Here is a 25551-nt window from a genome sequence, read left to right as displayed (position 1 = left end):
TGTTGCACGTATGTGCCACTTGTATCAATAACGGCTACTCATAACCGTCTTCTGATTCATACCAGAAGAATGCTCCGGACCGTAATTCAAAAACAAATGTGGCCTGACTTCCACCAGCCGTCAGGTCTCTGTACCAGTGATTTGTTTTTTACTCCAATCGTTCAACGCACGCATATTTAACTATGTACTATTTTTATCACACTCATAATGGAAAAGCAATAAGAATATCCTCTCCATTTATGTCCTCTTTCATTCCGTTGTGTTATAATATGGAATGGATTTTTTAGGAGGTCTCATCATGTCTAATAATAAAAATAGCGGTCGAAATAAAATGGATTTTAAATCATTATGGAAAAAAGGAAGCATTCAAAAAAAATCACGTATCACAGCAGACGTGGTTTGGAATGTCATTTTATTCTTTATTATTATCGGCGTCGTAGGACTCTTCTTTGCTGGAGGAGTCGGAGCCGGTTACTTTGCATCTCTCGTTAAGGACGAAGAGGTTCGGAGTAAAGAACAAATGCAGGATAGCATTTACAATTATTCAGAAACCTCAGAAATGTTCTTTGCCGGAGACGAAATGTTAGGCAAGGTCCGATCAGATCTTTATCGTGAAGAAATAAAGCTGGATGAGGTAAGCGATAATGTTACGAATGCCGTCATTGCTACAGAGGATGAATATTTTAAAGAACATAGTGGCGTTGTGCCTAAAGCGATTATGCGTGCGGTCGTGCAGGAAATTTCAAACTCAGCGGTTAAAACCGGTGGAAGTACATTAACCCAGCAGCTCGTCAAAAACCAAATCCTCACAAACGAAGTCTCCTTTGAAAGAAAAGCCAAAGAAATGCTGCTTGCTCTTCGTATTGAACGTTTCTTCGAAAAAGATGAGATATTGGAAGCTTACCTGAACATAGTACCATTTGGACGTAACGCCAACGGCCAAAACATTGCCGGTGTGGCCACTGCCGCCCAGGGAATATTCGGAGTAGAAGCTGAAGAGCTGTCCATTGCGCAGGCTGCTTTTATAGCCGGTTTGCCACAGGCTCCATATGCTTATACCCCTTTTAATAACGATGGTTCCATTAAAAGTGAAGAAGGACTTGAGCCAGGCATGGCACGTATGCATGAGGTACTTGAGCGGATGTATGAAGCAGAGTATATTACAAAGCAGGAATATGAAGAAGCTAAAGAATTTCAAATTACTAAAGAGAATCTAGCAAACTCTACAACAACTGCTAATATCACGTATCCTTTCTTAACCAACGAGATTAAGAGAAGAGCTCAAGACATTTTAGAAGTCCAGCTGGCAGAAGAAAATGGACATAGTAAAAAAGACCTTGAAGAAGATGAAGAGCTTGCGAAAGAATATAGAGAACTCGCAGAACGCCGATTAACTTCCGGTGGTTACCAAATCAAAACCACTATAGATAAAAAAGTATATGACACTATGCAGGAAGTGAAAAATGAATACGGTGATAGATTTGGAAGTGACAAAACTATTACTAAAGAAAATGCCGAAGGGGAAAAGTATGAAGTAACTCTCCCTGTCGAAGTCGGCAGCGTAGTCATGGAAAATGCCACAGGTAAAATTCACGGATTTATTGCGGGTAGGGATTTTGAAGAGTCCCAGGTTAACCATGCGACAAATCCTTATGCACCCAGAAACATTGGAAGTACGATGAAGCCACTGCTGGTCTATGGACCGAGCATTGATATGGGAGAAGGGCACCCAGCCACTGTTATAGCCGATGTGCCTTATGAATATCCTAATACGCAACCAGGCGAAGATGGAGAAGTGAATAACTACTCTGGCACACATCACGGGTTAGTGTCAGCACGGTATGCTTTAGCTAATTCCTTTAACGTTCCAGCGGTTAAACAATATACAAAAATAGTAGATCAAAATCCAGCCAAAAATTACCTGGAGAAAATGGGAATAAGTAGCTTAAGTGAAGAGACAAGCGACTATTCCCGCCCTTCTATAGCCTTAGGTGCACCCATTACAGTTGAAGAAAACACTAACGCATATGGAACATTTGGAAATAATGGAAAATTTGTCGATGCCTATATGATTGAAAAAATTGAAACCAAAGATGGTGAAACAGTGTTTGAACACGAGCCTGAAGAAACGGAAGTATTCAGTCCTCAAAGTTCTTATTTAACCATCGACATGATGCGCGATGTGCTTGACTATGGGACAGCTTCCAGTGTCAGAGGGAAACTAGCGAATCCTGGTGTTGACTGGGCCGGAAAAACAGGAACCTCCCAAAACTATAAAGACTCGTGGTTCGTAGCAACCAACCCTAACGTAACCGTAAGCATTTGGACGGGGTATAACGAGGTGGCACAACTGGACCCGGGTTACAGCAGCAGGACCCAGGGAGCCTGGGCAAACGTAGTAAATGCCTTATCTGAAATCCGTCCTGAATTAATGGTACCTGAAAATAATTTTGAGGAGCCAGAAGGGATCATTGAACAAGAATACTGCGCTACTTCAGGGCTCTTGCCTTCAGATCTATGTGAATCCGTAGGACTTGACAGAGATGATCTGTATATTGAGGAAAACGCACCTGATGAAGAGGATGATAGTCTAGTAAGCGGTAATTTTGTGGAAGTAGATGGTGAACTAGTTGTAGCAGGACCTGATACACCCTCAGAATTTGTTACCGGGGAAGACGGAGTTGTCCTAAGTCCAGAATTTCTAGAGGAAAATGGATATACCAGTGAAGAAGTATTAGATGAATTAATCCCTAACTCTGATAATTGGAATCAAGTTTCTCTTCCTTCTTCCAGTGCATCGGAAGCTTCCAGTTCCAACGTAAACAACGATGGGCAGTCACCTTCTGCTCCACGATCTGTATCTTCAAGCGGGTCGACGCTTGACTGGGCACCATCTTCGAGTAACGATGTAGTAGGATACCGTATCTATCGCGCTTCCTCCTCTGGAGGGTCTTTCTCTAAAGTTGGCAGCACCACCAGTACCTCCTACAGTGGTTTAGGCGAAGGTGTATTTGCGGTAAGAGCAGTAGATTATTTCGGAATGGATTCTTCTCTCTCTGACACCACCACTATAGGTAACCCAGGGGCGCCAGAACCTGATACGGACTCAAGCTCAACTAGTAATTCTGCGTCCGGAAGTGATTCTTCCTCTGAAGAACAAGAACGTGAATCAGAATCACGCACTGAGGACAGCTCCAATACTGAAGAAAATACTAACTCTAGTGAAGAATCAAGTGGCACCGAGTCCAGTTCGGAAGAGGATTCTGCTTCTGATAATAGTTCTGAGTCCAGTAACGAATCTGAGTCCGACGTTGAATCAGACTCAGGAAATGATACAGGGTCCGGTGATAGTTCTAGTTCAGACAATAACTCTGGTGCAGGCGATAGTTCTGGTTCAAGTGATGATTCTGGATCAGGCGAAGACTCTGGTTCAGGTGATAGTTCTGATTCAAGTGATGATTCTGGATCAGGTGATGACTCTGGTTCAGGTGATAGTTCTGATTCAAGTGATGATTCTAGTTCAGGAGATGACTCTGGTTCAGGTGATAGTTCTGGTTCAAGTGATGATTCTGGTTCAGGCGATGGTTCTGGTTCAGGCGATGACTCTGGTTCAGGCGATGGTTCCAACTCTGATGAAGATGCTGAAAGCGGAGATGATTCTGCCAGCAGTCAGGCTTCCGGCACTGAAGATAATACAGAAGAAAATGAATCATCTAGTTCAGACAGCGAGAACAGCTCAACTAATAATTCCGAGGAAGATTCTGAATCTACTTCAAGTCAAAGTTCAGAAGAAGACTCAGATAGCTCTGAGAATGATACGAATGAAGAAAGTTCCACTAACCCTTAAAAATGAAAGAATGCTTAAAAAGCACTCTTTCCATACATGATCTTAAACCATCGGTTTTTAAAGACCGATGGTTTTTAACTTGCAGAGGTCCTCTAATGGTAAGTTCGAGATCCTCCCCCATTGAGTACTTCCCCCTCTCCATTTGCTTAACAATTCTTCTAATTCACTATTCAATGAATTTTCTTTTCAAATAATTTAAAATTTACAGATATCATGTATAATTAAAAATAGCCATATTTTTCTACTATTCTCCGTCAGGTGGTGACTGAATGAAGCATGAAAAAACTTATTATAACGAAACGTTCGATTCTGAGTACGGACCTGTGGTTATTGAAGGTCCCCTATCTTCTAAGGAATTAAGTCAATATACATTTGATAAGGACTTAATCGCCTTTCGACCCTCAGAAAAACAATTTGAAGCTATAAAAAGTATAGCTGACTTTGAAGAAGGAAGAATTATCATTGCACGACATAACGAAAATATAGTGGGATATGTAACTTTTCTACACCCTGATCCATTGGAACGCTGGTCAGAAGGACAAATGGAAGACTTAATCGAACTTGGCGCCATCGAGGTTATACCTCAATTTCGGGGCTACCGCATTGGTTCCCGTTTATTAAAAATCTCAATGATGGATGAATTCATGGAGAATTATATTACAATTTCAACTGAATATTATTGGCACTGGGATCTTAAAGGAACAGGTTTGAATATTTGGGATTATCGCCGAGTTATGGAAAAAATGATGGCTTCGGGAGGGCTTACTCCTTCTCCCACAGATGATCCAGAAATTATTTCCCACCCTGCCAACTGTCTAATGGTGCGAATTGGGAAAAATGTGCCTGAAGAATCAGTAGAGCAATTTGATATTCTCCGTTTTCTTACTCGACATCAGTACCGTCAATCAAGGAGGTAACCGTTATGCTAGTGGAAGAAATCATGAAAACTGAAGTCATTACTCTTTCTCCTGAGGAAACTATTGAAACCGCTCTCAAATTACTGCACGAAAATCATATACGCCATCTACCTATAGTGGATGAGAATAATGAAGTTATCGGTATCGTGTCTGATCGCGATGTTAGGGATGCCAGCCCATCTATTTTTGAGGAAGACGCAACACCGGATGAACTTCAGAATCCGATTCGAACAATTATGACTTTCCCAGTAACTACAGTCCACCCATTAGATTTTGTAGAAGAGGTGGCTTCGATTTTTTATGAGCAGGAAATCGCTTGTGTACCTGTCACAAGGAACAATATATTAGTAGGTATCATCACTGAAAAAGATATGCTCTATACGCTTATCCAATTAACTGGAACCCACGTACAAAGCTCTCAAATTGAAGTGAAAGTGATCAATAAACCTGGAATACTGCCTCAGGTTATGCAGGTGTTTGGACAAAGAAAGGTAAATATCAGCTCTGTCTTAATTTATCCATACAAACCTGAACCTAAATATAAAGTTATTGTGGTACGTATCCAGACGATGAACCCATTACCAACAATTGAAGACCTTAAGGCAGAAGGCTACGACGTCTTATGGCCAAAAAGTCCAGGGTTGACTTTATGAGTTGCCATTCAGGATTTGTATTCACCGATGATTTTACTAGTTACCGATTTAGGGATGATCACCCCTTTAACCAAATGAGAGTTATACTTACGAAAGAATTATTAGAGGCTTCTTCAACTTTAACGCAGGATCATTTTATTACGCCTAGACACGCCACAGAAGAAGAACTTTCCCTTGCTCATAGTCGAACATATATTCAAGCAGTAAAACAGGCTGGAGAAGGCTTATTATCGGAAGAAGATGGCATGGAGTTTGGAATTGGCACGGAGGATACTCCTATGTTTAAAGGGATGCACGAGGCATCTTCTTTATTAGTTGGAAGCACATTATCCGCTATAGATGCCGTTATGGAAAACCGGGTTAAACACTCTTTGAATTTAGGAGGCGGGCTTCACCACGGATTTGAAAGAAAAGCCTCAGGATTTTGCATTTATAATGACGGGGCTGTCGGAATTAAATATCTTAGGAAAAAATATGATTGTAAAGTTCTCTATGTTGATACAGACGCCCACCATGGCGACGGTGTGCAATGGGCTTTTTATGATGACCCAAATGTATGTACTTTCTCTATACATGAGACAGGACGCTATTTATTTCCTGGAACTGGAAATGTAAATGAAAGAGGCCTTAAAGAAGGCTATGGTTATTCATTCAATTTACCTATAGACGCCTTTACTGAGGATGAATCTTTCCTCCATGTTTACGAAACCGCTATGAAAGAAATTGTTCACTATTTTAAACCTGATGTAATTGTTACACAAAACGGAGCGGACGCCCATTTCTTAGACCCGCTTACTCACTTATGCTCAACTATGAAAATTTATGAAAGAATTCCTGCACTCGCTCATGAATTAGCTCATCAGTATTGTAATGGAAAATGGATCGCTTTAGGTGGAGGCGGCTATGATATTTGGCGTGTAGTGCCTAGAGCATGGGCTCAAATTTGGAAGGTTATGTCAGAAGGGGCTCATTTCAAAGGTCCCCTTCCAAAAGACTGGATAAAAAAATGGGAAAAAGAGTCACCTGTGCCATTGCCGGAAAACTGGCATGACCCCGATGATGCGTATAACCCTATCCCACGAAGAAAAGAAATCACTGAAAAAAATGAAAAACTTTTGGAGAAATCCCTGCAGTTAATTACCAATCAAAAAAAATATAATTCATTATGACAAAAAGCCACTACTTGACAGTAGTGGCTTTCACACATCTTTTAACTTTCATAATCCGGATCTAAAATGACAATTTCAACTCTTCGGTTCTTACGCCAATTTTCTTCTGAATCATTTGGCGCTACAGGGCGCGTATCACCATATGCGACAGCCGTAAATCGTTCAGAATCTAAGTTTTTCGTATTCTTCAGCAAGTAACGAATCACACTGCTAGAACGTGCACCTGACAATTCCCAGTTAGAAGGATAACGATATGTAGAAATCTGCCTATTATCTGTATGGCCCTCCACCTTTACAAAATTAGGAATGTTCTTAAGAAGCGTACCCACTTTCCTTAAAAAAGGTTTAGCTCCATCTAGAATTTCAGCTTCACTTGTTTCAAAAATAAGCTGTTCTTCCAGAACGAGTACTATTCCTCGTTTAGTTTGGCTGGCTGATATAATATCATTGAGCTCATTCTCTTCCAGATATTGATCCACTTCTTTTTTTAGTTCTTCTAAATCTTGGTTTTCTTCTTTTTCTTCAGCTTCTTCCTCAGTTATCTGCTCAGGAGTTTCGGTAGGTTCATGAAATTCATTGTTTTTATCCCCACTATCCTGGATTTTAGTTTGTTCCGTAGGAAACTTACTTTTGACAGGGTAAGGATAAAAATCAAAGATCATTCGGTTACGAAAAGATTCTGATAATGCGTCGAATTTGACTAAGTTAATTTGAGACATCGAGAATAATAAAATAAAGAAAACCAGTATTAAGGTAATCATATCCGCATAAGTGGTCATCCATTTTGGAGTCCCATTATTGTGTGGTTTCTTCCTTCGCCTAAGCTTCATTAGCCGCTTCCCCTAGAGATTTATCCTCTTCGACGTCGACAATTGCTTTATCTTCCTCAGATAGAAACGCACTAAGTTTTTCTTCAAGGATCTTGGGATTCTGACCAGACTGAACGCCTATGACCCCTTCAATAATAACTTGTTTCATAAATATTTCTTGTTCCGTTTTATTCTCAAGTTTACCCGCCATGGGAATAAAAACGAGATTGGCTAAAAGCGTTCCATAGAACGTAGTTAACAGAGCTACTGCCATTTTCGGCCCAAGTGTTTCAGGAGTTGATAGGCTTTGGAGCATCAGCACAAGACCTATTAATGTTCCGATCATCCCCCATGCGGGAGCGTACTCTCCTGCTTTCTCTATAATTGCTCTTCCACGCTGATGCCGCTCTTCTACTGCAGTAATTTCAGCATTCATAATATCATTAATTACTTCAGGTTCAATTCCATCAACAGCAAGTAAGATCCCTTTCTTGATAAAGGGATCTTTGACCTCATCAAGCTGTGCTTCAAGAGCAAGCAATCCCTCACGCCGGGCTCGTTCTGATAATCCCACAAAAAGATTGATTAACTGTCTCAGATTCATATCCGTCTGTTTAAAAGCTTCTTTTGTTACACGATAAGTCAGTTTGACTTCACTTATGTTGAAATTCACTAATAAAGCAGCAACCAGACCACCAAGTACAATAACGATAGAGGAGGCCTGTATAAAGGAAGTCATGCCTCCAAATCCAGCGTTAGAGGCAATACCGAATATAACCATGATGAATCCGATCGTAATACCAATGGGAGTTAACAAGTCTTTTTTAGTCATAATGCTCTCTCCTCAGTTTCGTACAAATACAGTCTACTTACTATATCGGTACTATTTCTGCTGAGTTGAGTTTCTTTCAATAATTCGGTGAGGTAAAATCACATTCTGCTCCTCGACCTCTTCCTTGTTCATGAATTTCGTTAATAGGCGCATCGCTACGGCTCCTATATCGTACATAGGCTGAACTACAGTTGATAGTGTTGGGCGTACCATAGTTGCCAGGCGTGTGTTATCAAATCCAAATACTTCTAGATCCTCTGGTACGCGAATACCTCTGTCCTGCGCTCCATGAATAACCCCTAGTGCCATTTCGTCGGAAGAGACAAAAACTGCAGTTGGCTTCTTATCAAATTCTAGCAGCTGCTCTAAGGCTTCAATACCTGAATCATACGAATAGTCCCCAGATACAATATAATCTTCAGGCGAGTCAAATCCATTAGCCTTCATAGCATTTTTATAACCTTCAAGTTTTTGTACATTAATAATAGTATCTTCAGGTCCTGATACAAAAGCTACTTCTTTGTTGCCATGAGATAGTAATAACTCTGTAGCCTCATAAGCCGCTTGCTGGTAATCGATATTTACAGCAGGAGTCTCCCCTGTCTCATCCACTGTCGCTGCTAAAGCAATAGGTACGGAAGAAGATTTGAACTCCTGGATATGGTCATCTGTAATTTTTCCTCCCATAAAGACTAATCCATCTACTTGCTTACCTAGCATAGCGTTAATTAGGTGCAATTCTTTATCCTTATTCTGGTCAGAATTACTTAAGATAATGTTGTAGTTATACATAGTGGCAATATCTTCGATTCCACGGGCAAGCTCAGCAAAGAAAATACTTGAGATATCAGGTATAATTACACCGACTGTCGTTGTCTTTTTACTGGCTAAACCTCGGGCGACTGCGTTTGGACGATACCCTAACCGTTCAATGGCATCGTGCACCTTTTTCCTTGTTGCAGGTTTTACGTTTGGGTTTCCATTCACTACACGTGAAACGGTAGCCATAGATACGTTTGCCTCTCTTGCTACATCATATATTGTTACATTCATCATGCATCCTCCTTAGTTAGTCCACTGCTGCAAATTTTTAATAAAATAATCATACGACAGATAGCGTCGTCGCGCAATGTCTGCCTCTTTATCCTTATATATAAGATTACCCATTTTATTATAACGGATTCCTTAACCAGAACAAAACAGAGTCTTACATAGCTAACTCAATCCATTCTAAGCCTATTTTTATCAATATGTATACAATGGGTCTAAATAACAATTAAAAGGCGATGAGCCAGCATATCTGTCGCTCTGTGACGAAATGAGCCTATCCCAAAAAATAAAGCTAGACTGAATAACAGCCTAGCTTTTTAATGACGTATTATTTTGATAACTCTCTCATAAATGACTGGAAAGTTGGAATATCCATTTGCTGAGCTGAATCAGATAGGGCAACAGCTGGATCAGGGTGGACTTCAGCCATTACTCCGTCAGCACCAATAGCCATAGCCGCTTTAGCTGCAGGAAGCAGGAGATCACGTCGGCCAGTGGAGTGAGTTACATCTACCATCACAGGCAAGTGAGTTTCCTGTTTCAAAATTGGTACAGAAGAGATATCCAAGGTGTTTCGTGTCGCTTTTTCATAGGTGCGGATACCACGCTCGCACAAGATAATATTTTTATTCCCACGAGAGATAATGTACTCAGCCGCATTAATGAATTCGGAAATAGTAGCTGACATTCCTCGTTTTAATAGAACAGGTTTATTTACTGAACCAGCAGCTTTTAAGAGTTCGAAGTTCTGCATATTACGGGCTCCGATTTGGATAACATCCAGGTAATCCAGTGCTTCTTCAAGATCAGCCGGGTTCACAATTTCACTTACAACGGCTAAGCCATTCTCATCGCCTGCCTGCTTCAGCATTTTCAATCCTTCAATCCCTAGTCCCTGGAAGTCATATGGGGAGGTTCTAGGTTTAAATGCACCACCGCGGAGCATCTTCAATCCTTCACCTTTAACAGCTTTAGCTACAGTTGAGACCTGTTCGTAACTTTCTACCGCGCAAGGCCCCATAATGAAGTGCGGGTTTCCATCTCCCACTTTTTCTCCGTTGATTTCCACAATGGTATCTTCCGGCTTTTTCTTTCTGGAAACAAGAAGGGCTTTTCTGTGGTCATCTTCTTGTAACTCAAGCCCAGCTTTGAAGATTTCTTTGAATAAATGAACCACAGTGGAATCTTCGAAAGGACCGTCGTTATGGCTTGATATATGATCCAGCATGGTTCTTTCCCTTACAGGATCAAATCGATTCGTTCCTTGCTGCTCTTTAATTTGACCAATTTCCTTTACTAGATCACCGCGTTTATTGATTAAATTCAGAAGCTCTAAATTTACCTCATCTAATTGACTGCGTAATTGGTCGAGTTGTTGGTTACTCATGTGTGCGTCCCCCTAGAAATAATTAGTAGTAAAATTAAAATAATTCATCCTATTGATAATTAGGGACAATTATAGCTAATATTTCATATGTTGTCACCCTTAGAGAAAGAATTCTTTAATAAGAAATAAAAGAAAAAATCCATCAGACATTAGGATATAGAAAATTAAGCCCACTATTACTGGATGTATAGTAAGTGAAAAGCCTCGTATTTCAAGTAAATCAATAATAATAAAAGCGCAGGATATGCCCTGCGCTTTTATTTATTCTTGTACTGCCTTATTAAGACGCTCATTCGTCACAGCCCCATGACTGTCATGCCATGCCACCTGCTGTTCATTGAACAAAATAGCCTGTGGAGACTGATGACGTACTTCAAAGTCACTTGCTACCTGGTTAGAAAGCTCCCTGGCCTCCTGAACAAATAGTTCATAGCATGGAATTTCCGAATGCTGACTAAAACGTTCAAATTCACTTTCAGCTGCTGCTGAAATTGGACATGTTAGACTGTGCTTTAAAAGAAAGAACACTGGTTCACTTTCCAGCACTTTTGTAAAATCTTCTTTTGTCTGTAGTAATTGTATACTCATTATTTACCTCCTACTAGCTAAAAATGGCGGAGACACTGTGGCCTCCACCATTTAAAATTATCTTATACATTAGAAGACGTTGTGGAATCTTGCTGCTTTTCAAGCTCTTGAGCTGCTTCTTCAATAGCTTCAGCTACTTCTTGAGCTGCTTTTTCTGCTTCATCGTCTTCATTAGTGCGAATATTTTTAACTTTATCCTTAACTTTTCCACTTAGATCCTGTGATTTCTCAGTAACATTTTTAGAGAACTGGGAAGAAGATTCTACAGCACGATCTTTCCAGGCTCCGCCTTTTTCATATGCTACATCTTTCCATTCTCCAGCACGCTCTCTCAAGCCTGTAGAACTTTCATTAATGTTGTCACGTAGCTCACGTCCTGATTTTGGAGCAAATAGTAAAGCGACAACTGCGCCAACAATTCCTCCGATTAGTGAACCTAGTACAAAATCTCTTCCTGCCCCATTGCTATTATTTTGCTGATTGTAACTCATTAAAATCTCCTCCTTAAAATTTTTCTTCTTTTTTAGCTTTCTTCCATAAATTAATTGCCACTTGTCCCCATTTCATAGCTTGAGCAGCACTCTCAGTATGATCCTGGGCGGACTGGGTTAACCCCATTGATATGGATCTTATGGATTGATTAAACTCTTGAACAGTATCCCCGATGCCCTTAACTCCGTCAACTAATGTATTTAGTTTTTCAGATTTTTCCCCGACATCTTCAGCTAATTTGTTGGTCTTGTTCAAGAGGGCTGTCGTCTCAAGGGTAATTCCCTCCATTTGCTTCTCTACACCTTCAAGTGTATCAGCAACGTTGTTCATGGTTCGACGCACAGCTGTCAGTGTTCTGGCCAGAAAGATGACTAGAACAGCAAAAGCCACCGCTGCAATTAATGCAGCAATGTAGAGAATGATTATCATGCCCCCTGCAACTCCTTCGACTATGTAATTGTCACGTTCTTAATTATTCCCCAAGTTCGAAGAAATTAAAACGTGATATCCACATTAAATGGTTATATTCGATAAATACATGGGATTACCCTCTTTAATCAGTCATTTTTATGATAATTTCAGGAAAATGAGTAAAAAGAAACGTGCAGTTCTATACAGAGAAGCCGCACGCCTTTTAACTACTTAGCATTTTCATAGGCATTTTGAAACTTTTGAATGTCTCCTGCTCCCATAAATAACAAGACTCCATCTTCAAAGGTTTGCAGCCTGGAAGTTTCCTCCAGTGTCAATACATGTGAGTCGGGGATTAATTCCTGTAAATTTTCTATCGTCAACTTTCCTTGATTCTCCCTTGCTGAACCAAAGATATCACACAAATATACATAATCCGCAAGTTTTAGACTCTCGGCAAATTCATGCAAAAAGGTTTTAGTTCTAGTAAAGGTATGAGGCTGAAAGATAGCGACTACGGGGCGTTCTCCATATTTCTTTCTAGCAGTGTCAATCGTTGCGGTAATCTCAATTGGGTGATGGGCATAGTCATCAACCAATATTTGATTGCCCCATTCTTTCTCAGTAAAACGCCGTTTAACTCCTTTGAAGGTGGATAATTTTTTAATTTCTTCTGCTGACATTTCTTCGTAGTGACAAATAGCAATTACACTCAATGCATTTAAAACAGTATGATTCCCAAACTGAGGAATGGTAAATGTGTCATAAAAATTGTTCCTGACAAACACATCAAAGGTGGTTCCTTCACTGCTTTCTCTGATGTTTTGAGCCTGAAAATCATTCGTATCTGCAAAACCATAATAAAGAACCGGGACATTTGCCTGGATGTGCTGCAGATGATCGTCATCTCCACAGGCTATAATGCCTTTTTTCACTTGCTTTGCCATTTGTTGAAATGCTTCAAAAACATCATCTATGCTCTTAAAATAGTCCGGGTGATCAAAGTCAATATTCGTCATTATCGCATAATCTGGGTGGTAAGATAGAAAATGCCTGCGATACTCACAAGCTTCAAAAGCAAAGTATTGGCTGTTTTCATGTCCTTTGCCTGTACCGTCGCCTATTAAATAAGACGTAGGATAGTTTTCGGATAAAACATGAGCAAGCAGACCAGTCGTTGATGTTTTTCCATGGGCACCTGTTACGGCAATACTGGTGTACTGCTGAAGCCATTCACCTAAAAACTCATGATACCAGTAAAAAGGGATTCCAAGTTTCTTAGCTTCTTTTATTTCTTCATGTTCCTCGTTAAAAGCATTCCCTGCAATTATTGTAAGCCCGGCATGTATATTCTTACTTGAAAAAGGCAGTATTTCAATATTTTTCTCTTCCAGAACCTCTTGAGTAAAAAAGTGCTTTTCTACATCTGATCCTTGAATTTTCTCTCCAGAATCATGCAGAATCTGTGCAAGCGAACTCATTCCTGTTCCTTTGATACCAACGAAATGGTAAGTTGTCATAAACAAGAACCTCCAAAATAATGTGGATCACTTTAAGTATAGTGTATGTAACAGCCATTAAAGTGCGATTTATTCATTCGTTATCTTAGACCCAAACCTCCAAGTCTCGAATAACCTTACTTATCTTACCATGGAAACAAGATTAGAAAAAGAGGCTCTTCATCCCAAATTTCTACATGTGTAAAAAAAAGGCACATACTTATGTGCCTTTATTCACCTTCCTCCTCTTTATGAAACGGAACGTATTCCAGTCTTGGGTTCACTTTATATCTGCGTCCTTCTTTGGCTTCAGGTTCTCCATTAATAAGAACATTGTCCCCCGTGAACCCAATACCAATTTTCAATAGACTTCCACCTACACCATACATATCAACCGGGACTTTCTGCTCTTCAAAAGCGCGGATTCTTTCTTTAGTAAAACCACCGCTGACGACTATTTTCACATGACGATATCCTTCTTTATCCAATGACCTCCGCAAAGCAAAAATGAGTTCCGGATTTACTCCTCTGGGGTCAAATGTACCCATTAAATGCTGGTTTCTTAGGAAATACTTATCTACCAGGTTGCGGGATGTATCTACCCTCACACCTTTTAAGTCCTCACCAAATTCACGAGCCACCTTCAAAGAATCGGTAATCACGTCGTTATTATAATCGACAAGCGCCATAAGCTGATCATCCGGAAATTGTTTCTGATAGGCTTTCGTAGCGGCAACTACGTCCCCCTTGAACATCTGAATTAAAGCATGGGGCATTGTTCCCATTCCCTCTTTCCCCCACCATTCATTCATAGCGTGAGTAGCCTGGGCAGTGGAGCCGCCTATGAAAGCTGCATATCCATCTCCTGCTTGTTGAGTAAAATGATCATCGCGGTCACCCATGAAAATGATCGGCTTTTGACGGCCTGAAGAACGGGCGGCTTTTACCACATTATAGACGTTGGTGGCTACAGAAGTTCGCCTGGCCAGAATTCCATCTATGATCCCTTCCAGAAAACCGAACAGCTGATAAGGTCCTGTAATCGTCAGTACTGTTTCATAAGGACTAATTTTATCTCCATCTTTTAAAGAATGGATCTCCAGTTCCTCAGGATTTTCCGCAAATGTATGGATAAGAGCAATGGCTTCATCCGTACCGCATAGTACAGCGGTATCCTTTTGAAAGAACTGCATGGTTACTTTGTGTTCAGGAAGCTGGTCAGCTACAATATCTCTTGTTTTTAAGAAGTAAACTGCAGAAAACCATCCCTCTGAAACTCGCTTATCAAATTTAAAAGTTTTATTCGTTAAACGACTGATTTCGCCATTCAACTTACGTGCTATTTCCTTCATAACTAAACTCCTTAAACATTGGGGTCAGTAAAAACTGTGTCGTTACATTCAAGTCTTATCATATAGAACTACAAACTTTTCCACAAGTATTTCTGCTGGCTGACTTCAAATCTACAGGTTAACTAAGCATTTCTTCCACTTGCTGGTGCGTTAAAAGGACATCTCTTGGTTTACTTCCTTTCTGCTCGGAAATAATCCCGTATTCTTCCATCTGGTCAATTAAACGAGCCGCACGGTTATACCCTACTTTAAAACGACGCTGAATCAGTGAAGCACTCGCACCATTCTGCTCCATAACAAATTGAACCGCTTCTTCAAAAAGAGCATCTGTTTCTTCCTCGTTTGAAATTTGCTTCATCAACTCTTCCTGATGAAACAAATACTGAGGTGGAGCTATTTTCTTCACATAATTGGTAATACGCTCGATTTCCTCATCCGATAAGAAGGCTCCCTGAATTCTTAATGGCTGACCTGAACCATTTTCTACAAACAGCATATCCCCTTTTCCTAATAGCTTTTCAGCGCCCCCAGAATCAATAATTGTTCTTGAGTCCACCTGAGAAGATACACTGAAGGCAATTCTTGTGGGAATGTTCGCTTTAATGAGCCCCGTAATTACATCTACGGAAGGCCGCTGTGTAGCTAACAGCAAATGGATGCCGCATGCTCTTGCCTTCTGAGCGATTCGGCAGATGGAATCTTCAACGTCCTGCGGAGAGACCATCATTAAATCAGCTAATTCATCAATGACAATGACTAAATATGGAAGCTTCTCACCAGCGCGAGCCTGCTTAACCATTTTATCATTATAACGCTCTACATCGCGTACCCCTTCTTGAACAAATTTCTCATACCGTTCTTCCATTTCTTTTACCGCCCATTTTAAAGCGGAGGTCGCAGCTTTCACATCTGTGATGACAGGAGATACTAAATGCGGCAAATCATTATAAGGAGCCAGTTCTACCATCTTAGGGTCTATCAATAAAAACTTTACGTCTTCATGATGAGCTTTATATAGAAGACTAATCAGAATGGTGTTAATACATACACTCTTCCCTGAGCCTGTCGCACCGGCAATTAATCCATGAGGCATCTTTTTCAAATTCGTAACAATTGGAGAACCGCCGATATCAAGCCCTAACCCTACAGATAAGGGGGATGGGTCCTTATGAAAAGCCTCCGATTCAAATATTTCCTGCAACCCAACCATTTGAGCTTTAGGATTCGGAACCTCTATACCTACGGCCTGTTTTCCAGGGATAGGGGCTTCAATTCGAATATCACGAGCTGCCATACTGAGCTTAATATCATCTGCTAAATTGGTTATTTTACTAACCTTAACGCCAGGCTCAGGTTGTACTTCGAACCTGGTTACTGTAGGGCCTTTCATAGCATTCACTACTTTAGCACGAACGTGAAAATGTCTTAGCGTGGTTTCAAGCAGTTCCATTTGCTGAGCTGTCCAGTCTTCATCCTCGCCTGTCGTTTGCCTTGAATCTTCCAGCAAATGTAAAGGCGTTTTGTATTCTTTACGAGGAGAGTTTTCCACGCTGCTTTGCTTTTCATCTGCTGTAGTAGATCCTGAAACATTAATCGTTTTGTTTGGCTTCTCAGCTGTTACTGTTTTTCCCTGATTATTTTGATCTCGCGTGCGTTTATCCCTCGGTGTCATGATAACATTGAAGGGAACACTTCTTTTCTTCTCTCCCCCATTTATCTTTTCTTTCCGTTCAGGCTGTTCAGGCTCTTCCTTTTTCTCATAATTTACAACCGGATCAGCAGTAGCTTCACCTTCTTCTAAAAGCTTTGTTTCCAACCGCTCTTGCTTTTGGGAGGATTCTGCCACCTCCTCCGTTTCTTCAGCCTCAATTGGCTGAAAAACAGAAGGCTGTTCTTCAGTTGCGGTACTTTCAGAATTAATCGCGGTATCTTCTTCCTGTTCCTCTAGTTCAAGGGTTGCAGCCGGCTCCTCAAATTGTTCAGGTCCTTTTTTTTTGGAGTCTATTGTCCCTTCTTCTGAAGATTGCATAGATGTCAGGTAGGAAGGCAGTCCCTCTTCAGCTGAATCAGTATTTCCTTCTTCGGTTAGAGAAACTTCTTCTTGCTTTTCAACTGATGGTTGATCCTTTTTCTCAGGTTTTGGCTGAATGGTTTTGGTCTCCGTGACTTTGCTTCTCAACCTTCTTCTCAGATCCTGCCAGGCTTCTTCATCATTTGTAAAAGAATCCCCGGGAAACTTATTTTCTACCGTGTTTTCAATTTTTTCTATACCCGCAGTCAACTGACGATTATGGTAGCCGTAGATAGGCGAAGGAACATCCGTAGGTGTGAAGGGAACCGTAGAAGTTTCCGGGAGCTCTTTTTTCTCACTTTCTTTCTGTTTCTTCGCCTCATTATTAGTAGATTTTGTATGTTCATGCTTTTCTTGTTCCTCTGTACGATTTGAGTTCTGGTTTCGTCTAGCCCTTTCCGGCCTGCTGGAAGTATCTGCTGTTTTATCAGCTCTTGAACCCTGATCCGGAATAACAGGGAACCGAAACTCCCCTTGCTTAGGATACCGATAAGTCATTTTTGTTTTTGCATTCAATTCCTGACGCTCTTGTCTTTTAGGTTGTTCCTTTATCTCTTTCGGGGTATCTGCTTCATCATCAAACCATTGTTTAAATTTATTTTTAATATCATTCCACATATTTTCTCACTCTCTTTTCCTATATGTAAATCTCTTGTGGTCCCTTTTATTTTAACAGTTTTTGTTTGATGTTTGGTTTACAATCGCTTTAAAAATTAAGAATTCGTAAAAAAAACAAAGCAGCCAGGCTGCTTTGTCTTTATACTGGCATTAAAATTCAAAAGGAGCCCCAACTTCATATTCGTCAGAGAGAACAAGAATCCCTTTTTCTTTAGGTGCATCTGGTAAACCTAGTTCTTTAGCCGAGCAGATCATTCCACTTGACGGTACCCCACGTAATTCAGCGTCGCTAATCTTCATTCCGCCCGGCATAGTTGCTCCAACTTTAGCTACTACGACTTTCTGTCCCTGATCCACATTGGGAGCTCCGCATACGATCTGCAATTGTTCATCAGCTGTATTCACCTGACAGACTTTAAGTTTATCCGCATTTTCATGAGGTTCTATGCCTTCAACATATCCCACTACAAATTTAGGACTTAAATCAAAATCCAGGACGTCTTCCAGCTGATTCTGTGTAAACAAATCCTTAATTGGACGAAGCATTTCCTCCGTCAGCAACATTTTCCCCTCACCTGGCAGATTAAAATACTTGGATGCATTAAAAATATTATATCCGAGCAATGATCCATCCCTGTTATCAGTAATTTTAACCACATCCCCATAAGCTTCCTGCTTAAATGTTTGGCGGTTCCCTTCTTTAATAGGAATAATCAATACATCCCCAATACCTTTTTCATTGTAAAATACATCCATAACTTAATCGTCCTTTCGCTCTTTTTTCGGTTGTTTCTGAGCAAGTATAAAAATAGGTTCTAACTGTTTATCCTCATACAGGAAGGACAATGAAGTAATAGGCACGGTGCCCTCCGCAAAAAACTTCATAGCCATTTGAGCGAGAATGTCGTAACCTTCTGAATTCTGAATATCAGCAAAAATAATGACGTCCTGATGAGGTACACTAATGGCTAACTCGCCCTTACACTCTGCCTTAAGTTCCTCCAGTAAGACCTCATTCAAGATACGGCTTGCATCGTACCCATCTTTAGTAGAATGGAAGTAGAAATCATTACCGTACACTGTATCTTTTTTCATTTCAACAGGCAGTGAGCGGGCATTAAAACTTGCAACTTCCTTCAACCGTGCTAAAGTCCATTCTTCTTTTTCAACCATGCTTTCATCAATTAACTGAAAAGACTTTCCTAAGTCCAATGCATAGTAAACCCTGGTCTCAGCTGTATGTTCTGAATGAACCAGCTTTTTTCCGTTTTCTGTTTCTGTCGGAAAAGATGCGGCTCTGATAACAGGAAAGATCTGTTGTTCTTTCCCAGAAAGATCATGAGTTTCATTCATTACTCTCAAAGCCTCTTGCACGTGATCCTCCAGTTCATCAATTGCTTCTTCCCCGCGAGACTCATACTTGGAAATTACATTAGGTAGAGTAATTGTAATCCCTTCCCCACTGTCACGCCACTCAATACGAAACGTATCTTTATCGCGATTATAAGTCGTCTTCCAATCCTGATGGTGAAGACGGTCTTCTAATTTCTTCTTCATTTTTACGCTTGTCATTTTCATCCTTTTTTCCTCCTTAATTGATGGAAGAAATCAATTCCCTTATTTATTTTAGCATAATTTAGCTTACGGATACCTCTACCTATTATACACATCCTCACTTACTTAAAAAAGTAAACAAGCTGTGCAAAGAAAGCACAGCTTGTTCACTATGAGGCATTTCGTATAAAATCTTCAATTTCTTCCTGAGACTTTCTCTGTTTCCCTACAAACCTCCCAGTCTCTTTCCCATCTCTAAAAGCAATAAAACTAGGGATACCAAAAACATCATACTCAGAGCATATATGGATAAATTGATCTCTATCTACATAGACAAAAGTCCATTCACTAAATTTATCCTCAATTTCTGGAAGCACCGGTTCAATTACTCGGCAGTCAGGGCACCAATTGGCAGAAAACAACAATATCACATCCTCTTCTTCTAAGAGTGATCGAAGATGCCCATCGGACTCAAGCTTAATCATTTTGCTCACCTCCAATTTTTCGTTCATTATAATTCTAATCATACTCGATTGTCATATCTCCCGGCTTGATCCAGCCTCTTTTTCTAAACCATAACGCAATAATGTAACTAATAACCGCTGGAGCAAGGAGGTGCAGAACAAATATAATACCTGCTATCTGCCAAGTAAAGCCCATTGTTTGAAACGTCATGATCTGACCAACCATCCCGCTCGTCCCCATTCCCGCCCCAGCTGCATTGTTCTCTAGTTCCAGCCAGACGGTCGCAAATGGAGCCAATACAGCACCTGCAATTGTAGGTGGCAGAATAATGATTGGTTTCTTGACTATATTAGCAATTTGAAGCATGGACGTGCCAATTCCCTGAGCTATAAAACCGCCGAATCCGTTATCTTTATAGCTAATTGTTGCAAAACCAATCATTTGAGCAGCACAGCCTACGGTAGCTGCAGCGGCAGCTACTCCATCAATCGAAAGCATTAATGCAATAGCTAAACTTGAGATAGGGGCAGTTAATGCTATTCCCATAAGTACTGCGACTAGAACCCCCATTATTAAGGGCTGTTGAAGTGTTGCCCAGTTAATGACTTCACCAAAACCGGTCATAAATCCGCCTATAGGAGGGCCAATGACAGCTCCAATCACAAAGCCGACCGTAATGGTTGCAAATGGCGTCAGAATAATATCTATTTTTGTTTCTTTACTTACCAACTTTCCAAATTCGGTAGCAACAAGGGCAGCTATATAACTTCCAGCTGGTCCCCCTAGCTCAGCTCCGTATGCTCCGCTGAACAAAGAGGCAAAAATAACAAGCGGAGGAGCCTTCAATCCATAGGCAATAGCAGCCCCTATGGCTCCTCCCCAAATTTTACTGTCCATAGCAAAGGTACCCATTTCAATAAATGCGTCAGAGACAACTCCGAGGGTCAGTTGTTCGCCCACCGTCTTTATAATAAGACCAATGATTAATGATGAGAACAGTCCAAGTGCCATATAGCTTAACGCCGTAATTAAGTAGGTGTGAACAGATATATGAATCCCTTTTCTCTCTAAAAATGCTTTCATTCTGCTCCTCCTTTTAGACTTACAAAATTAATAGTACATTTTTTATTTACATGTGTAAATACAGAAAGGTACATAAACTAATCACACCTGAATACACCACTAATGAACTATTATTAATATAAATAAATAGACCTACAAACAGCGGCTTTAGGGGAAATGCAAGCTCTTTCTAAGTGTACAATTTCTTGAACCAGCAGTGGAACTTCAATAACGATCTCAGAGTTTACCCGCTGAAGTAAGTCAATGTACCACCAGCAGTCAACATTCCGATGATGTCATTCGAGTTCTACTAGATGAACAGGAAAGTAGAAGGACAACAAATTCCCGCAAGACAAACCTTTAAATTAAGCTTTGTTAAACTTCCGTGATGATTTATGGTTAAGCTCCCGTTACTGTAAGACTCAGTTTCGAGACAATTGGGCCCGTTACTAGAATAGAGAGTAGGGCTGGCGGGGAAATAACTCGCTTTCCTGTGGGGAAACTGGCAAGCCTCCTCAGTCGCTATCGCTCCTTGTGGGGTCTTGCCTAGCTTCTTCTCCTACGGGAGTCTCGCTATTTCCCCACCAACCCAACATGGTTTTGAATAACGGACCCCGCTATAGGAAATAGAAGCCATTCTGAATCTGCCTCAAAATGCTTATATAACAGGGTTCCTACAGTTTTAACCACGTAATCCCCGGTTATACTTGTTCATTGGAAGGCGTTTATGCAGAGGATTCCGAGCTCTCAATATTCGCAAAGGGGCGGAAGGGAACAGCGAAGAGTCCTGCGAGAGGAACATGATCGGTGAGATCCCGCAGAGCTGTTAAGCGCGAGGAAGCTCAGCGCAAGGGATGTTCGACTAAGATCGCCACGTCCTATGGCAATGTCGAAAGACCCTGCCTCGTGCAGGGCCGCGGAAATCGAGCCGTTCCCTTCCGCCCCTTTCTCCACTCAATATCTCGAAACTGAGTCTCCACAATCCGGCCCTATTGTGTAATAAGCCTCTTATGAAAAATCAACAATAACAGAGCCTTATCTTAGGTAAATCATTTTCTTAAATGAGTTTTCTTATCGTCTTAGCTGCCTTCTCAAATTAAATTTAATTGGAAATTATATCAAGTGCCTTCGCTAGACACAAAAATAAGACTATTTCATACTAAGGTTAGATTTAATACCTTAAGGAGGTAATTTAAATGGAATTAACTGTTTATTTAGCAGGACAGATTCATGACGATTGGCGTAATGACGTAAAGAGTAAAGCAAAGGAGCAAGATTTACCGCTCCATTTTGTTGGACCTCAGGAAAACCACGAACGTTCTGATAATATCGGTGAAGTCATTATGGGTGAACAGCCGGATAACATTTACCGAGATGATGCTGCTTCTAGTGTAAATAATTTTAGAACTCAGGTATTACTTCAAAAATCGGATGCTGTAATTGCTCTATTCGGTGAAAACTATAAGCAGTGGAATACAGCTATGGATGCCAGTGCCGCTATTCAGCTTGGTAAACCCTTAATTCTTGTTCGACCTAAGTCTCTGGTTCACCCCTTAAAAGAATTATCCAACCAGGCTAATGTTACAGTCGAGACGATTGATCAAGCTCTGGCTGTCTTAAATTATATTTATGAGTAATTACGGCTCTGACCAAAAAAGTGTGCCGCCCTACTTCGGGTCGGCACACTTTTTTAAGACTGTTGATAAAATTCCCATTGCCCTTTTAATAATTTAACCACATGGGAAAACATCTCTTCTCTTTGAATAACCCCATTCGTGAAAATTCCAATCGCACCCTCATTTTTACGCACTTCATGCTTATTTGCATAAGCGTCCATGACTTCGCCAAGCTCTTTTCCTTTTTCCAAACTCATTTTAATTTCGTCTGGCAAAGCAATTCGCGCTCCGCTGGCCGTAAATATATTTTCTTTCGAATCGACAAGTGCTCCCCAGTTGCAAAGGTATAGATCACCCTCAATCTCCATTACTCCGCCTTCAAGACCGATCCCAAGGTTGCTTTTATTCATAGATGCACATTCACGAGCTCGATTAATTGCACCCTCCAGCGTTTCCTCATCTGAAAAAGGCTGAGCAGCAACTCTGGATTCGACTTCCATGCCTGTCACATCATGATTTACAAATACTTGTTTTACTGAATCAACTTTTGTAGGGTTTTGCGATCCAACATATATTTTCACCAGTCTATACACCTTTCTTTATACAAATGTTTAACATTATTTCGATAAAGTCATGCAAGCTAAACTCAGCTTACCGTGACATTAACACTTCTATACATTTTTCCGGATATGATCCACTGCTTTTTGATCAGTTGTTTTAACTAAATGAACGAGCAATTCTTTTGCAGCCGCATAGTCATCCACATGAATAATGGAGGATGAAGTATGGATATAACGCGAGCATATCCCTACAACCGCGGAAGGAATACCATTATTAGCGATGTGTACCCGGCCTGCATCTGTCCCTCCTTGCGATACGAAATACTGATAAGGGATACTGTGCGTTTCTGCTGTATCCAGAATGAAGTCTCTAATCCCGCGATGGGTAACCATCGATTTATCTACAATTCGAAGTAAAGCTCCCTTACCTAATTGCCCAAACTCTTTTTTATCTCCACTCATATCGTTAGCAGGCGAGGCGTCCAGAGCATAAAAAATATCTGGATCAATTTTGTTTGCAGCTGTTTGAGCCCCTCTCAAACCAACTTCTTCTTGTACAGTGGCTCCGGAGTATAACTTGTTTGGAAGTTTGGTTCCTTGAAGCTCTTTAAGAAGCTCTATGGACAATCCACATCCATAACGATTATCCCAGGCTTTAGCAAGGATTTTCTTTTCATTGGCCATGGGAGTAAAAGGGCATATTGGTACAATTGGCTGTCCTGGTTTAATACCGATCAGTTTAGCATTTTCTCGATCATCCGCTCCAATATCAATCAGCATATTTTTGATTTCCATTGGTTTCTTTCTTTGTTCCGGCGTCAGATTGTGCGGCGGAATCGATCCTATTACACCTACTACTGGGCCATTTTCTGTAATCACTTGGACCCGCTGAGCAAGCAATACCTGATTCCACCAGCCTCCGAGCGGCTGAAAGCGTAACATTCCATTATCCGTGATTTGAGTCACCATAAACCCAACTTCATCCATGTGCCCGGCCACCATCACGGTAGGGCCTTTTTTAGCTTCTCGAAGACCAAATACGCCCCCCAGTCGATCCTGGACAATTTCATCAGAGTATTTTTCAAGCTCAGATTTCATGAACTGACGAATTAAGTGTTCGTTTGCCGGTGCTCCCGGTAATTCGGTTAACGTTTTAAAAAGATCTTTCGTTTCCTGATTCATTTATGTACCTCTCCTTTTTGTACGTCTTTCTCTATTTTAACGGAACTTTGAAAACGTTTCTACAAATCCGGTCCTTATGTTTTAATTTCCTTTTAACGGGAAAATCTAGTATAGTGAAAAGTAGAAAAAAGTTGTGAGGTGATTGGTGAATGAATTGGAAAAAAGTCGCAATAGCCGCCGGTGTAGGAGCAGTGGCTGGCTACGCAGTAAAACAACAGTTTAGCAGCAACCAGAACGTAACCCCTGAGAAAGCTCTCAAGATTGCAAAAGAAGCCTTTAAAAAACAAGGACCAATCAGTGGCTCTTGGATTTACATGAAGCCTGAGGAACTTAACAAAAATGGCATTAACTACGATGTATATCGTGGTGGAATTTCTAAGAACCAAGATGGAGAAACCTCTCAGTACGAATTTTACATCGATACTGAAACAGGTACGATTGTAGATGTTGCTGAAACTTCAGCTTAATTAAGAACAGATAGCAGCCCCGCTTTGTAATTAACAAAGCGGGGCTTTCTATTATTCTCCTGGATAGGAATGAGGTTCTCGTTTCAATTCATTTATGATCTTTCCATTTTCATCAAATTGCAGAGCGCAATAGTTCGCGTCATGATAGAACACATACCAAGCTTTTCTCTCATAGCCATATGCCATCCATTTTTGCTTCTCTTGGACAGAAGTAACCGGATAATCATCATAAGCCAATACCCATAATACATTTTGGTGAGCATGCGTGGGCATTATATCAGCCATATGAATAAAAGTCTCATCACCATCCTCAAAAACTATAATGGAATGGCCGTCACTGTGCCCGCTTGTATGAATCATACGAAGACCTGGAACAATCTCCATCGACTCTTCATATGTATGAACCAGTTCTTCTACAGGTTTCCAGTTCTCTTCCCAATATGTATTTTTTGATCGCATATTAGGATTCTTCATTTCTTCCCATTCCGTAGAATTCGTAAAAATTTTCGCTTCTGGGAAAGCAGGTACGAGATGGTCCTCTTCCCACATGGTCAGCCCACAGGCATGATCAAAATGCAGGTGGGTCATTAGAACATAATCTATATCATGCCGGCTAATTCCCAATACATTTAAAGACTGCTCAATCTTTGATTCCTCTTTAACTCCATAATTTCGAAGTTCCTTCTCAGTGAGCTTATTATTTCCGATGCCTGAATCAATGATCATACGTTTCCCATCAATATCTAACAATATAGGGTCAGTCCGGAGCTCGATCTGATTCTTTTCGTTAACAGGATATTTCTTGCTCCATAGAGGCTTGGGAACAACTCCAAACATAGCTCCTCCATCCATATGAGTAACTCCACCATCCAGCCAGGTCAATTTGGCTCGTCCGATTTGCATCGTCTTCATGTAAGCATCTCCCCTAACACAAATATAGCTCTAGTCTA

At 40.7% G+C, this 25551-nt stretch carries 23 protein-coding genes and 1 other annotated feature (1 of these 24 only partly in view); of the genes, 6 read left to right on the top strand and 17 right to left on the bottom strand.

Features of this window, described 5'->3' with window-relative positions:
- Window positions 1-174: a binding site (T-box leader), on the bottom strand; it reaches 33 nt to the left of the window's first position.
- Window positions 175-298: 124 nt separating this feature from the next.
- From ACTWPM_RS07175 to ACTWPM_RS07160, 4 genes are all read left to right on the top strand, one after another.
- A complete protein-coding gene (locus tag ACTWPM_RS07175; protein WP_443132383.1) occupies window positions 299-3847 on the top strand; it encodes a transglycosylase domain-containing protein in 3549 nt (1182 codons plus the stop codon).
- Window positions 3848-4116: 269 nt separating this feature from the next.
- The gene (locus ACTWPM_RS07170; RefSeq protein WP_443132382.1) at window positions 4117-4764 is read left to right on the top strand and encodes a GNAT family N-acetyltransferase; all 648 of its coding nucleotides are present in this window, start codon (window positions 4117-4119) and stop codon (window positions 4762-4764) included.
- A gap of 5 nt (window positions 4765-4769) precedes the next feature.
- Complete coding sequence (locus tag ACTWPM_RS07165) at window positions 4770-5417, top strand: acetoin utilization AcuB family protein (RefSeq protein ID WP_443132381.1); 648 nt, start codon at window positions 4770-4772, stop codon at window positions 5415-5417.
- Window positions 5414-6586 (top strand): acetoin utilization protein AcuC, encoded by a 1173-nt coding sequence (locus ACTWPM_RS07160; RefSeq protein ID WP_443132380.1) that lies wholly within the window; start codon window positions 5414-5416, stop codon window positions 6584-6586. Before ACTWPM_RS07165 ends, ACTWPM_RS07160 begins: the two co-directional genes overlap by 4 nt.
- 41 nt (window positions 6587-6627) lie before the next feature.
- Here the strand turns inward: ACTWPM_RS07160 and motS are convergent, their stop codons facing one another.
- The 14 genes from motS to ACTWPM_RS07090 all read right to left on the bottom strand — a co-directional run bounded on the left by motS (window position 6628) and on the right by ACTWPM_RS07090 (window position 20797).
- Window positions 6628-7416: a flagellar motor protein MotS gene (gene motS / locus ACTWPM_RS07155; RefSeq protein WP_443132379.1), complete on the bottom strand. Its 789-nt coding sequence runs from the start codon at window positions 7414-7416 to the stop codon at window positions 6628-6630.
- The gene (gene motP, locus ACTWPM_RS07150) at window positions 7406-8227 is read right to left on the bottom strand and encodes a flagellar motor protein MotP (RefSeq protein ID WP_443132378.1); all 822 of its coding nucleotides are present in this window, start codon (window positions 8225-8227) and stop codon (window positions 7406-7408) included. The genes motS and motP overlap by 11 nt, the downstream gene beginning before the upstream one ends.
- Before the next feature lie 51 nt (window positions 8228-8278).
- Window positions 8279-9280 (bottom strand): catabolite control protein A, encoded by a 1002-nt coding sequence (gene ccpA / locus ACTWPM_RS07145; RefSeq protein ID WP_443132377.1) that lies wholly within the window; start codon window positions 9278-9280, stop codon window positions 8279-8281.
- A 325-nt stretch (window positions 9281-9605) separates the two neighbouring features.
- A complete protein-coding gene (locus ACTWPM_RS07140) occupies window positions 9606-10664 on the bottom strand; it encodes a bifunctional 3-deoxy-7-phosphoheptulonate synthase/chorismate mutase (protein WP_443132376.1) in 1059 nt (352 codons plus the stop codon).
- 261 nt (window positions 10665-10925) lie between these two features.
- The gene (gene ytxJ / locus ACTWPM_RS07135) at window positions 10926-11252 is read right to left on the bottom strand and encodes a bacillithiol system redox-active protein YtxJ (RefSeq protein WP_443132375.1); all 327 of its coding nucleotides are present in this window, start codon (window positions 11250-11252) and stop codon (window positions 10926-10928) included.
- 62 nt (window positions 11253-11314) lie between these two features.
- Complete coding sequence (locus tag ACTWPM_RS07130; RefSeq protein ID WP_443132374.1) at window positions 11315-11743, bottom strand: YtxH domain-containing protein; 429 nt, start codon at window positions 11741-11743, stop codon at window positions 11315-11317.
- 13 nt (window positions 11744-11756) lie between these two features.
- Window positions 11757-12173, bottom strand: a complete 417-nt coding sequence (locus ACTWPM_RS07125) for a DUF948 domain-containing protein (RefSeq protein WP_443132373.1) — start codon at window positions 12171-12173, stop codon at window positions 11757-11759.
- A gap of 209 nt (window positions 12174-12382) precedes the next feature.
- Complete coding sequence (gene murC / locus ACTWPM_RS07120) at window positions 12383-13675, bottom strand: UDP-N-acetylmuramate--L-alanine ligase (RefSeq protein WP_443132372.1); 1293 nt, start codon at window positions 13673-13675, stop codon at window positions 12383-12385.
- Between the two features lie 209 nt (window positions 13676-13884).
- Window positions 13885-15006: a nicotinate phosphoribosyltransferase gene (locus ACTWPM_RS07115; RefSeq protein ID WP_443132371.1), complete on the bottom strand. Its 1122-nt coding sequence runs from the start codon at window positions 15004-15006 to the stop codon at window positions 13885-13887.
- 118 nt (window positions 15007-15124) lie between these two features.
- On the bottom strand, window positions 15125-17695 hold the full coding sequence (locus ACTWPM_RS07110) for a DNA translocase FtsK (RefSeq protein WP_443132370.1): 2571 nt from the start codon (window positions 17693-17695) through the stop codon (window positions 15125-15127).
- 150 nt (window positions 17696-17845) lie between these two features.
- The gene (ytpR, locus tag ACTWPM_RS07105; protein WP_443132369.1) at window positions 17846-18451 is read right to left on the bottom strand and encodes a YtpR family tRNA-binding protein; all 606 of its coding nucleotides are present in this window, start codon (window positions 18449-18451) and stop codon (window positions 17846-17848) included.
- Between the two features lie 3 nt (window positions 18452-18454).
- Window positions 18455-19273: a DUF1444 domain-containing protein gene (locus ACTWPM_RS07100; RefSeq protein ID WP_443132368.1), complete on the bottom strand. Its 819-nt coding sequence runs from the start codon at window positions 19271-19273 to the stop codon at window positions 18455-18457.
- Between the two features lie 146 nt (window positions 19274-19419).
- Window positions 19420-19734: a thioredoxin family protein gene (locus ACTWPM_RS07095; RefSeq protein WP_443132367.1), complete on the bottom strand. Its 315-nt coding sequence runs from the start codon at window positions 19732-19734 to the stop codon at window positions 19420-19422.
- 34 nt (window positions 19735-19768) lie between these two features.
- Window positions 19769-20797, bottom strand: a complete 1029-nt coding sequence (locus tag ACTWPM_RS07090; RefSeq protein ID WP_443132366.1) for a PTS transporter subunit IIC — start codon at window positions 20795-20797, stop codon at window positions 19769-19771.
- 1175 nt (window positions 20798-21972) lie between these two features.
- Between ACTWPM_RS07090 and ACTWPM_RS07085 the strand changes: the two genes are divergently transcribed.
- Entirely contained in the window at window positions 21973-22413 is a 441-nt protein-coding gene (locus tag ACTWPM_RS07085) for a YtoQ family protein (protein WP_443132365.1), read from the top strand.
- Window positions 22414-22466: 53 nt separating this feature from the next.
- On the opposite strand, the gene ACTWPM_RS07080 is transcribed toward ACTWPM_RS07085, so the two are convergent.
- Both ACTWPM_RS07080 and ACTWPM_RS07075 read right to left on the bottom strand, forming a co-directional pair.
- A complete protein-coding gene (locus ACTWPM_RS07080) occupies window positions 22467-22973 on the bottom strand; it encodes a DUF84 family protein (protein WP_443132364.1) in 507 nt (168 codons plus the stop codon).
- Window positions 22974-23063: 90 nt separating this feature from the next.
- The gene (locus tag ACTWPM_RS07075; RefSeq protein WP_443132363.1) at window positions 23064-24134 is read right to left on the bottom strand and encodes a M42 family metallopeptidase; all 1071 of its coding nucleotides are present in this window, start codon (window positions 24132-24134) and stop codon (window positions 23064-23066) included.
- Between the two features lie 149 nt (window positions 24135-24283).
- On the opposite strand from ACTWPM_RS07075, the gene ACTWPM_RS07070 reads away from it, so the two are divergent.
- The gene (locus tag ACTWPM_RS07070) at window positions 24284-24601 is read left to right on the top strand and encodes a PepSY domain-containing protein (protein ID WP_443132362.1); all 318 of its coding nucleotides are present in this window, start codon (window positions 24284-24286) and stop codon (window positions 24599-24601) included.
- Window positions 24602-24652: 51 nt separating this feature from the next.
- Here ACTWPM_RS07070 and ACTWPM_RS07065 read toward each other — a convergent pair whose 3' ends face one another.
- Window positions 24653-25513 carry a YtnP family quorum-quenching lactonase gene (locus tag ACTWPM_RS07065; protein ID WP_443132361.1) on the bottom strand — a complete coding sequence of 287 codons (861 nt, stop codon included), beginning with the start codon at window positions 25511-25513 and terminating at the stop codon, window positions 24653-24655.
- Between the last annotated feature and the right edge of the window lie 38 nt (window positions 25514-25551).

The organism is Halobacillus sp. K22 (genome assembly GCF_052246795.1).
In the GTDB taxonomy this organism is placed as follows: Bacteria; Bacillota; Bacilli; order Bacillales; family Halobacillaceae; genus Halobacillus.
This window is presented reverse-complemented; position numbering and strand designations above follow the sequence as displayed.

What these genes read in the sequence shown, in the direction of transcription:
- ACTWPM_RS07175 (WP_443132383.1), top strand. Translation starts at nt 299, where the DNA reads ATGTCTAATAATAAAAATAGCGGTCGAAATAAAATGGATTTTAAATCA.
- ACTWPM_RS07170 (WP_443132382.1), top strand. Translation starts at nt 4,117, where the DNA reads ATGAAGCATGAAAAAACTTATTATAACGAAACGTTCGATTCTGAGTAC.
- ACTWPM_RS07165 (WP_443132381.1), top strand. Translation starts at nt 4,770, where the DNA reads ATGCTAGTGGAAGAAATCATGAAAACTGAAGTCATTACTCTTTCTCCT.
- ACTWPM_RS07160 (WP_443132380.1), top strand. Translation starts at nt 5,414, where the DNA reads ATGAGTTGCCATTCAGGATTTGTATTCACCGATGATTTTACTAGTTAC.
- motS (WP_443132379.1), bottom strand. Translation starts at nt 7,416, where the DNA reads ATGAAGCTTAGGCGAAGGAAGAAACCACACAATAATGGGACTCCAAAA.
- motP (WP_443132378.1), bottom strand. Translation starts at nt 8,227, where the DNA reads ATGACTAAAAAAGACTTGTTAACTCCCATTGGTATTACGATCGGATTC.
- ccpA (WP_443132377.1), bottom strand. Translation starts at nt 9,280, where the DNA reads ATGAATGTAACAATATATGATGTAGCAAGAGAGGCAAACGTATCTATG.
- ACTWPM_RS07140 (WP_443132376.1), bottom strand. Translation starts at nt 10,664, where the DNA reads ATGAGTAACCAACAACTCGACCAATTACGCAGTCAATTAGATGAGGTA.
- ytxJ (WP_443132375.1), bottom strand. Translation starts at nt 11,252, where the DNA reads ATGAGTATACAATTACTACAGACAAAAGAAGATTTTACAAAAGTGCTG.
- ACTWPM_RS07130 (WP_443132374.1), bottom strand. Translation starts at nt 11,743, where the DNA reads ATGAGTTACAATCAGCAAAATAATAGCAATGGGGCAGGAAGAGATTTT.
- ACTWPM_RS07125 (WP_443132373.1), bottom strand. Translation starts at nt 12,173, where the DNA reads ATGATAATCATTCTCTACATTGCTGCATTAATTGCAGCGGTGGCTTTT.
- murC (WP_443132372.1), bottom strand. Translation starts at nt 13,675, where the DNA reads ATGACAACTTACCATTTCGTTGGTATCAAAGGAACAGGAATGAGTTCG.
- ACTWPM_RS07115 (WP_443132371.1), bottom strand. Translation starts at nt 15,006, where the DNA reads ATGAAGGAAATAGCACGTAAGTTGAATGGCGAAATCAGTCGTTTAACG.
- ACTWPM_RS07110 (WP_443132370.1), bottom strand. Translation starts at nt 17,695, where the DNA reads ATGTGGAATGATATTAAAAATAAATTTAAACAATGGTTTGATGATGAA.
- ytpR (WP_443132369.1), bottom strand. Translation starts at nt 18,451, where the DNA reads ATGGATGTATTTTACAATGAAAAAGGTATTGGGGATGTATTGATTATT.
- ACTWPM_RS07100 (WP_443132368.1), bottom strand. Translation starts at nt 19,273, where the DNA reads ATGAAAATGACAAGCGTAAAAATGAAGAAGAAATTAGAAGACCGTCTT.
- ACTWPM_RS07095 (WP_443132367.1), bottom strand. Translation starts at nt 19,734, where the DNA reads ATGATTAAGCTTGAGTCCGATGGGCATCTTCGATCACTCTTAGAAGAA.
- ACTWPM_RS07090 (WP_443132366.1), bottom strand. Translation starts at nt 20,797, where the DNA reads ATGAAAGCATTTTTAGAGAGAAAAGGGATTCATATATCTGTTCACACC.
- ACTWPM_RS07085 (WP_443132365.1), top strand. Translation starts at nt 21,973, where the DNA reads ATGGAATTAACTGTTTATTTAGCAGGACAGATTCATGACGATTGGCGT.
- ACTWPM_RS07075 (WP_443132363.1), bottom strand. Translation starts at nt 24,134, where the DNA reads ATGAATCAGGAAACGAAAGATCTTTTTAAAACGTTAACCGAATTACCG.
- ACTWPM_RS07070 (WP_443132362.1), top strand. Translation starts at nt 24,284, where the DNA reads ATGAATTGGAAAAAAGTCGCAATAGCCGCCGGTGTAGGAGCAGTGGCT.
- ACTWPM_RS07065 (WP_443132361.1), bottom strand. Translation starts at nt 25,513, where the DNA reads ATGAAGACGATGCAAATCGGACGAGCCAAATTGACCTGGCTGGATGGT.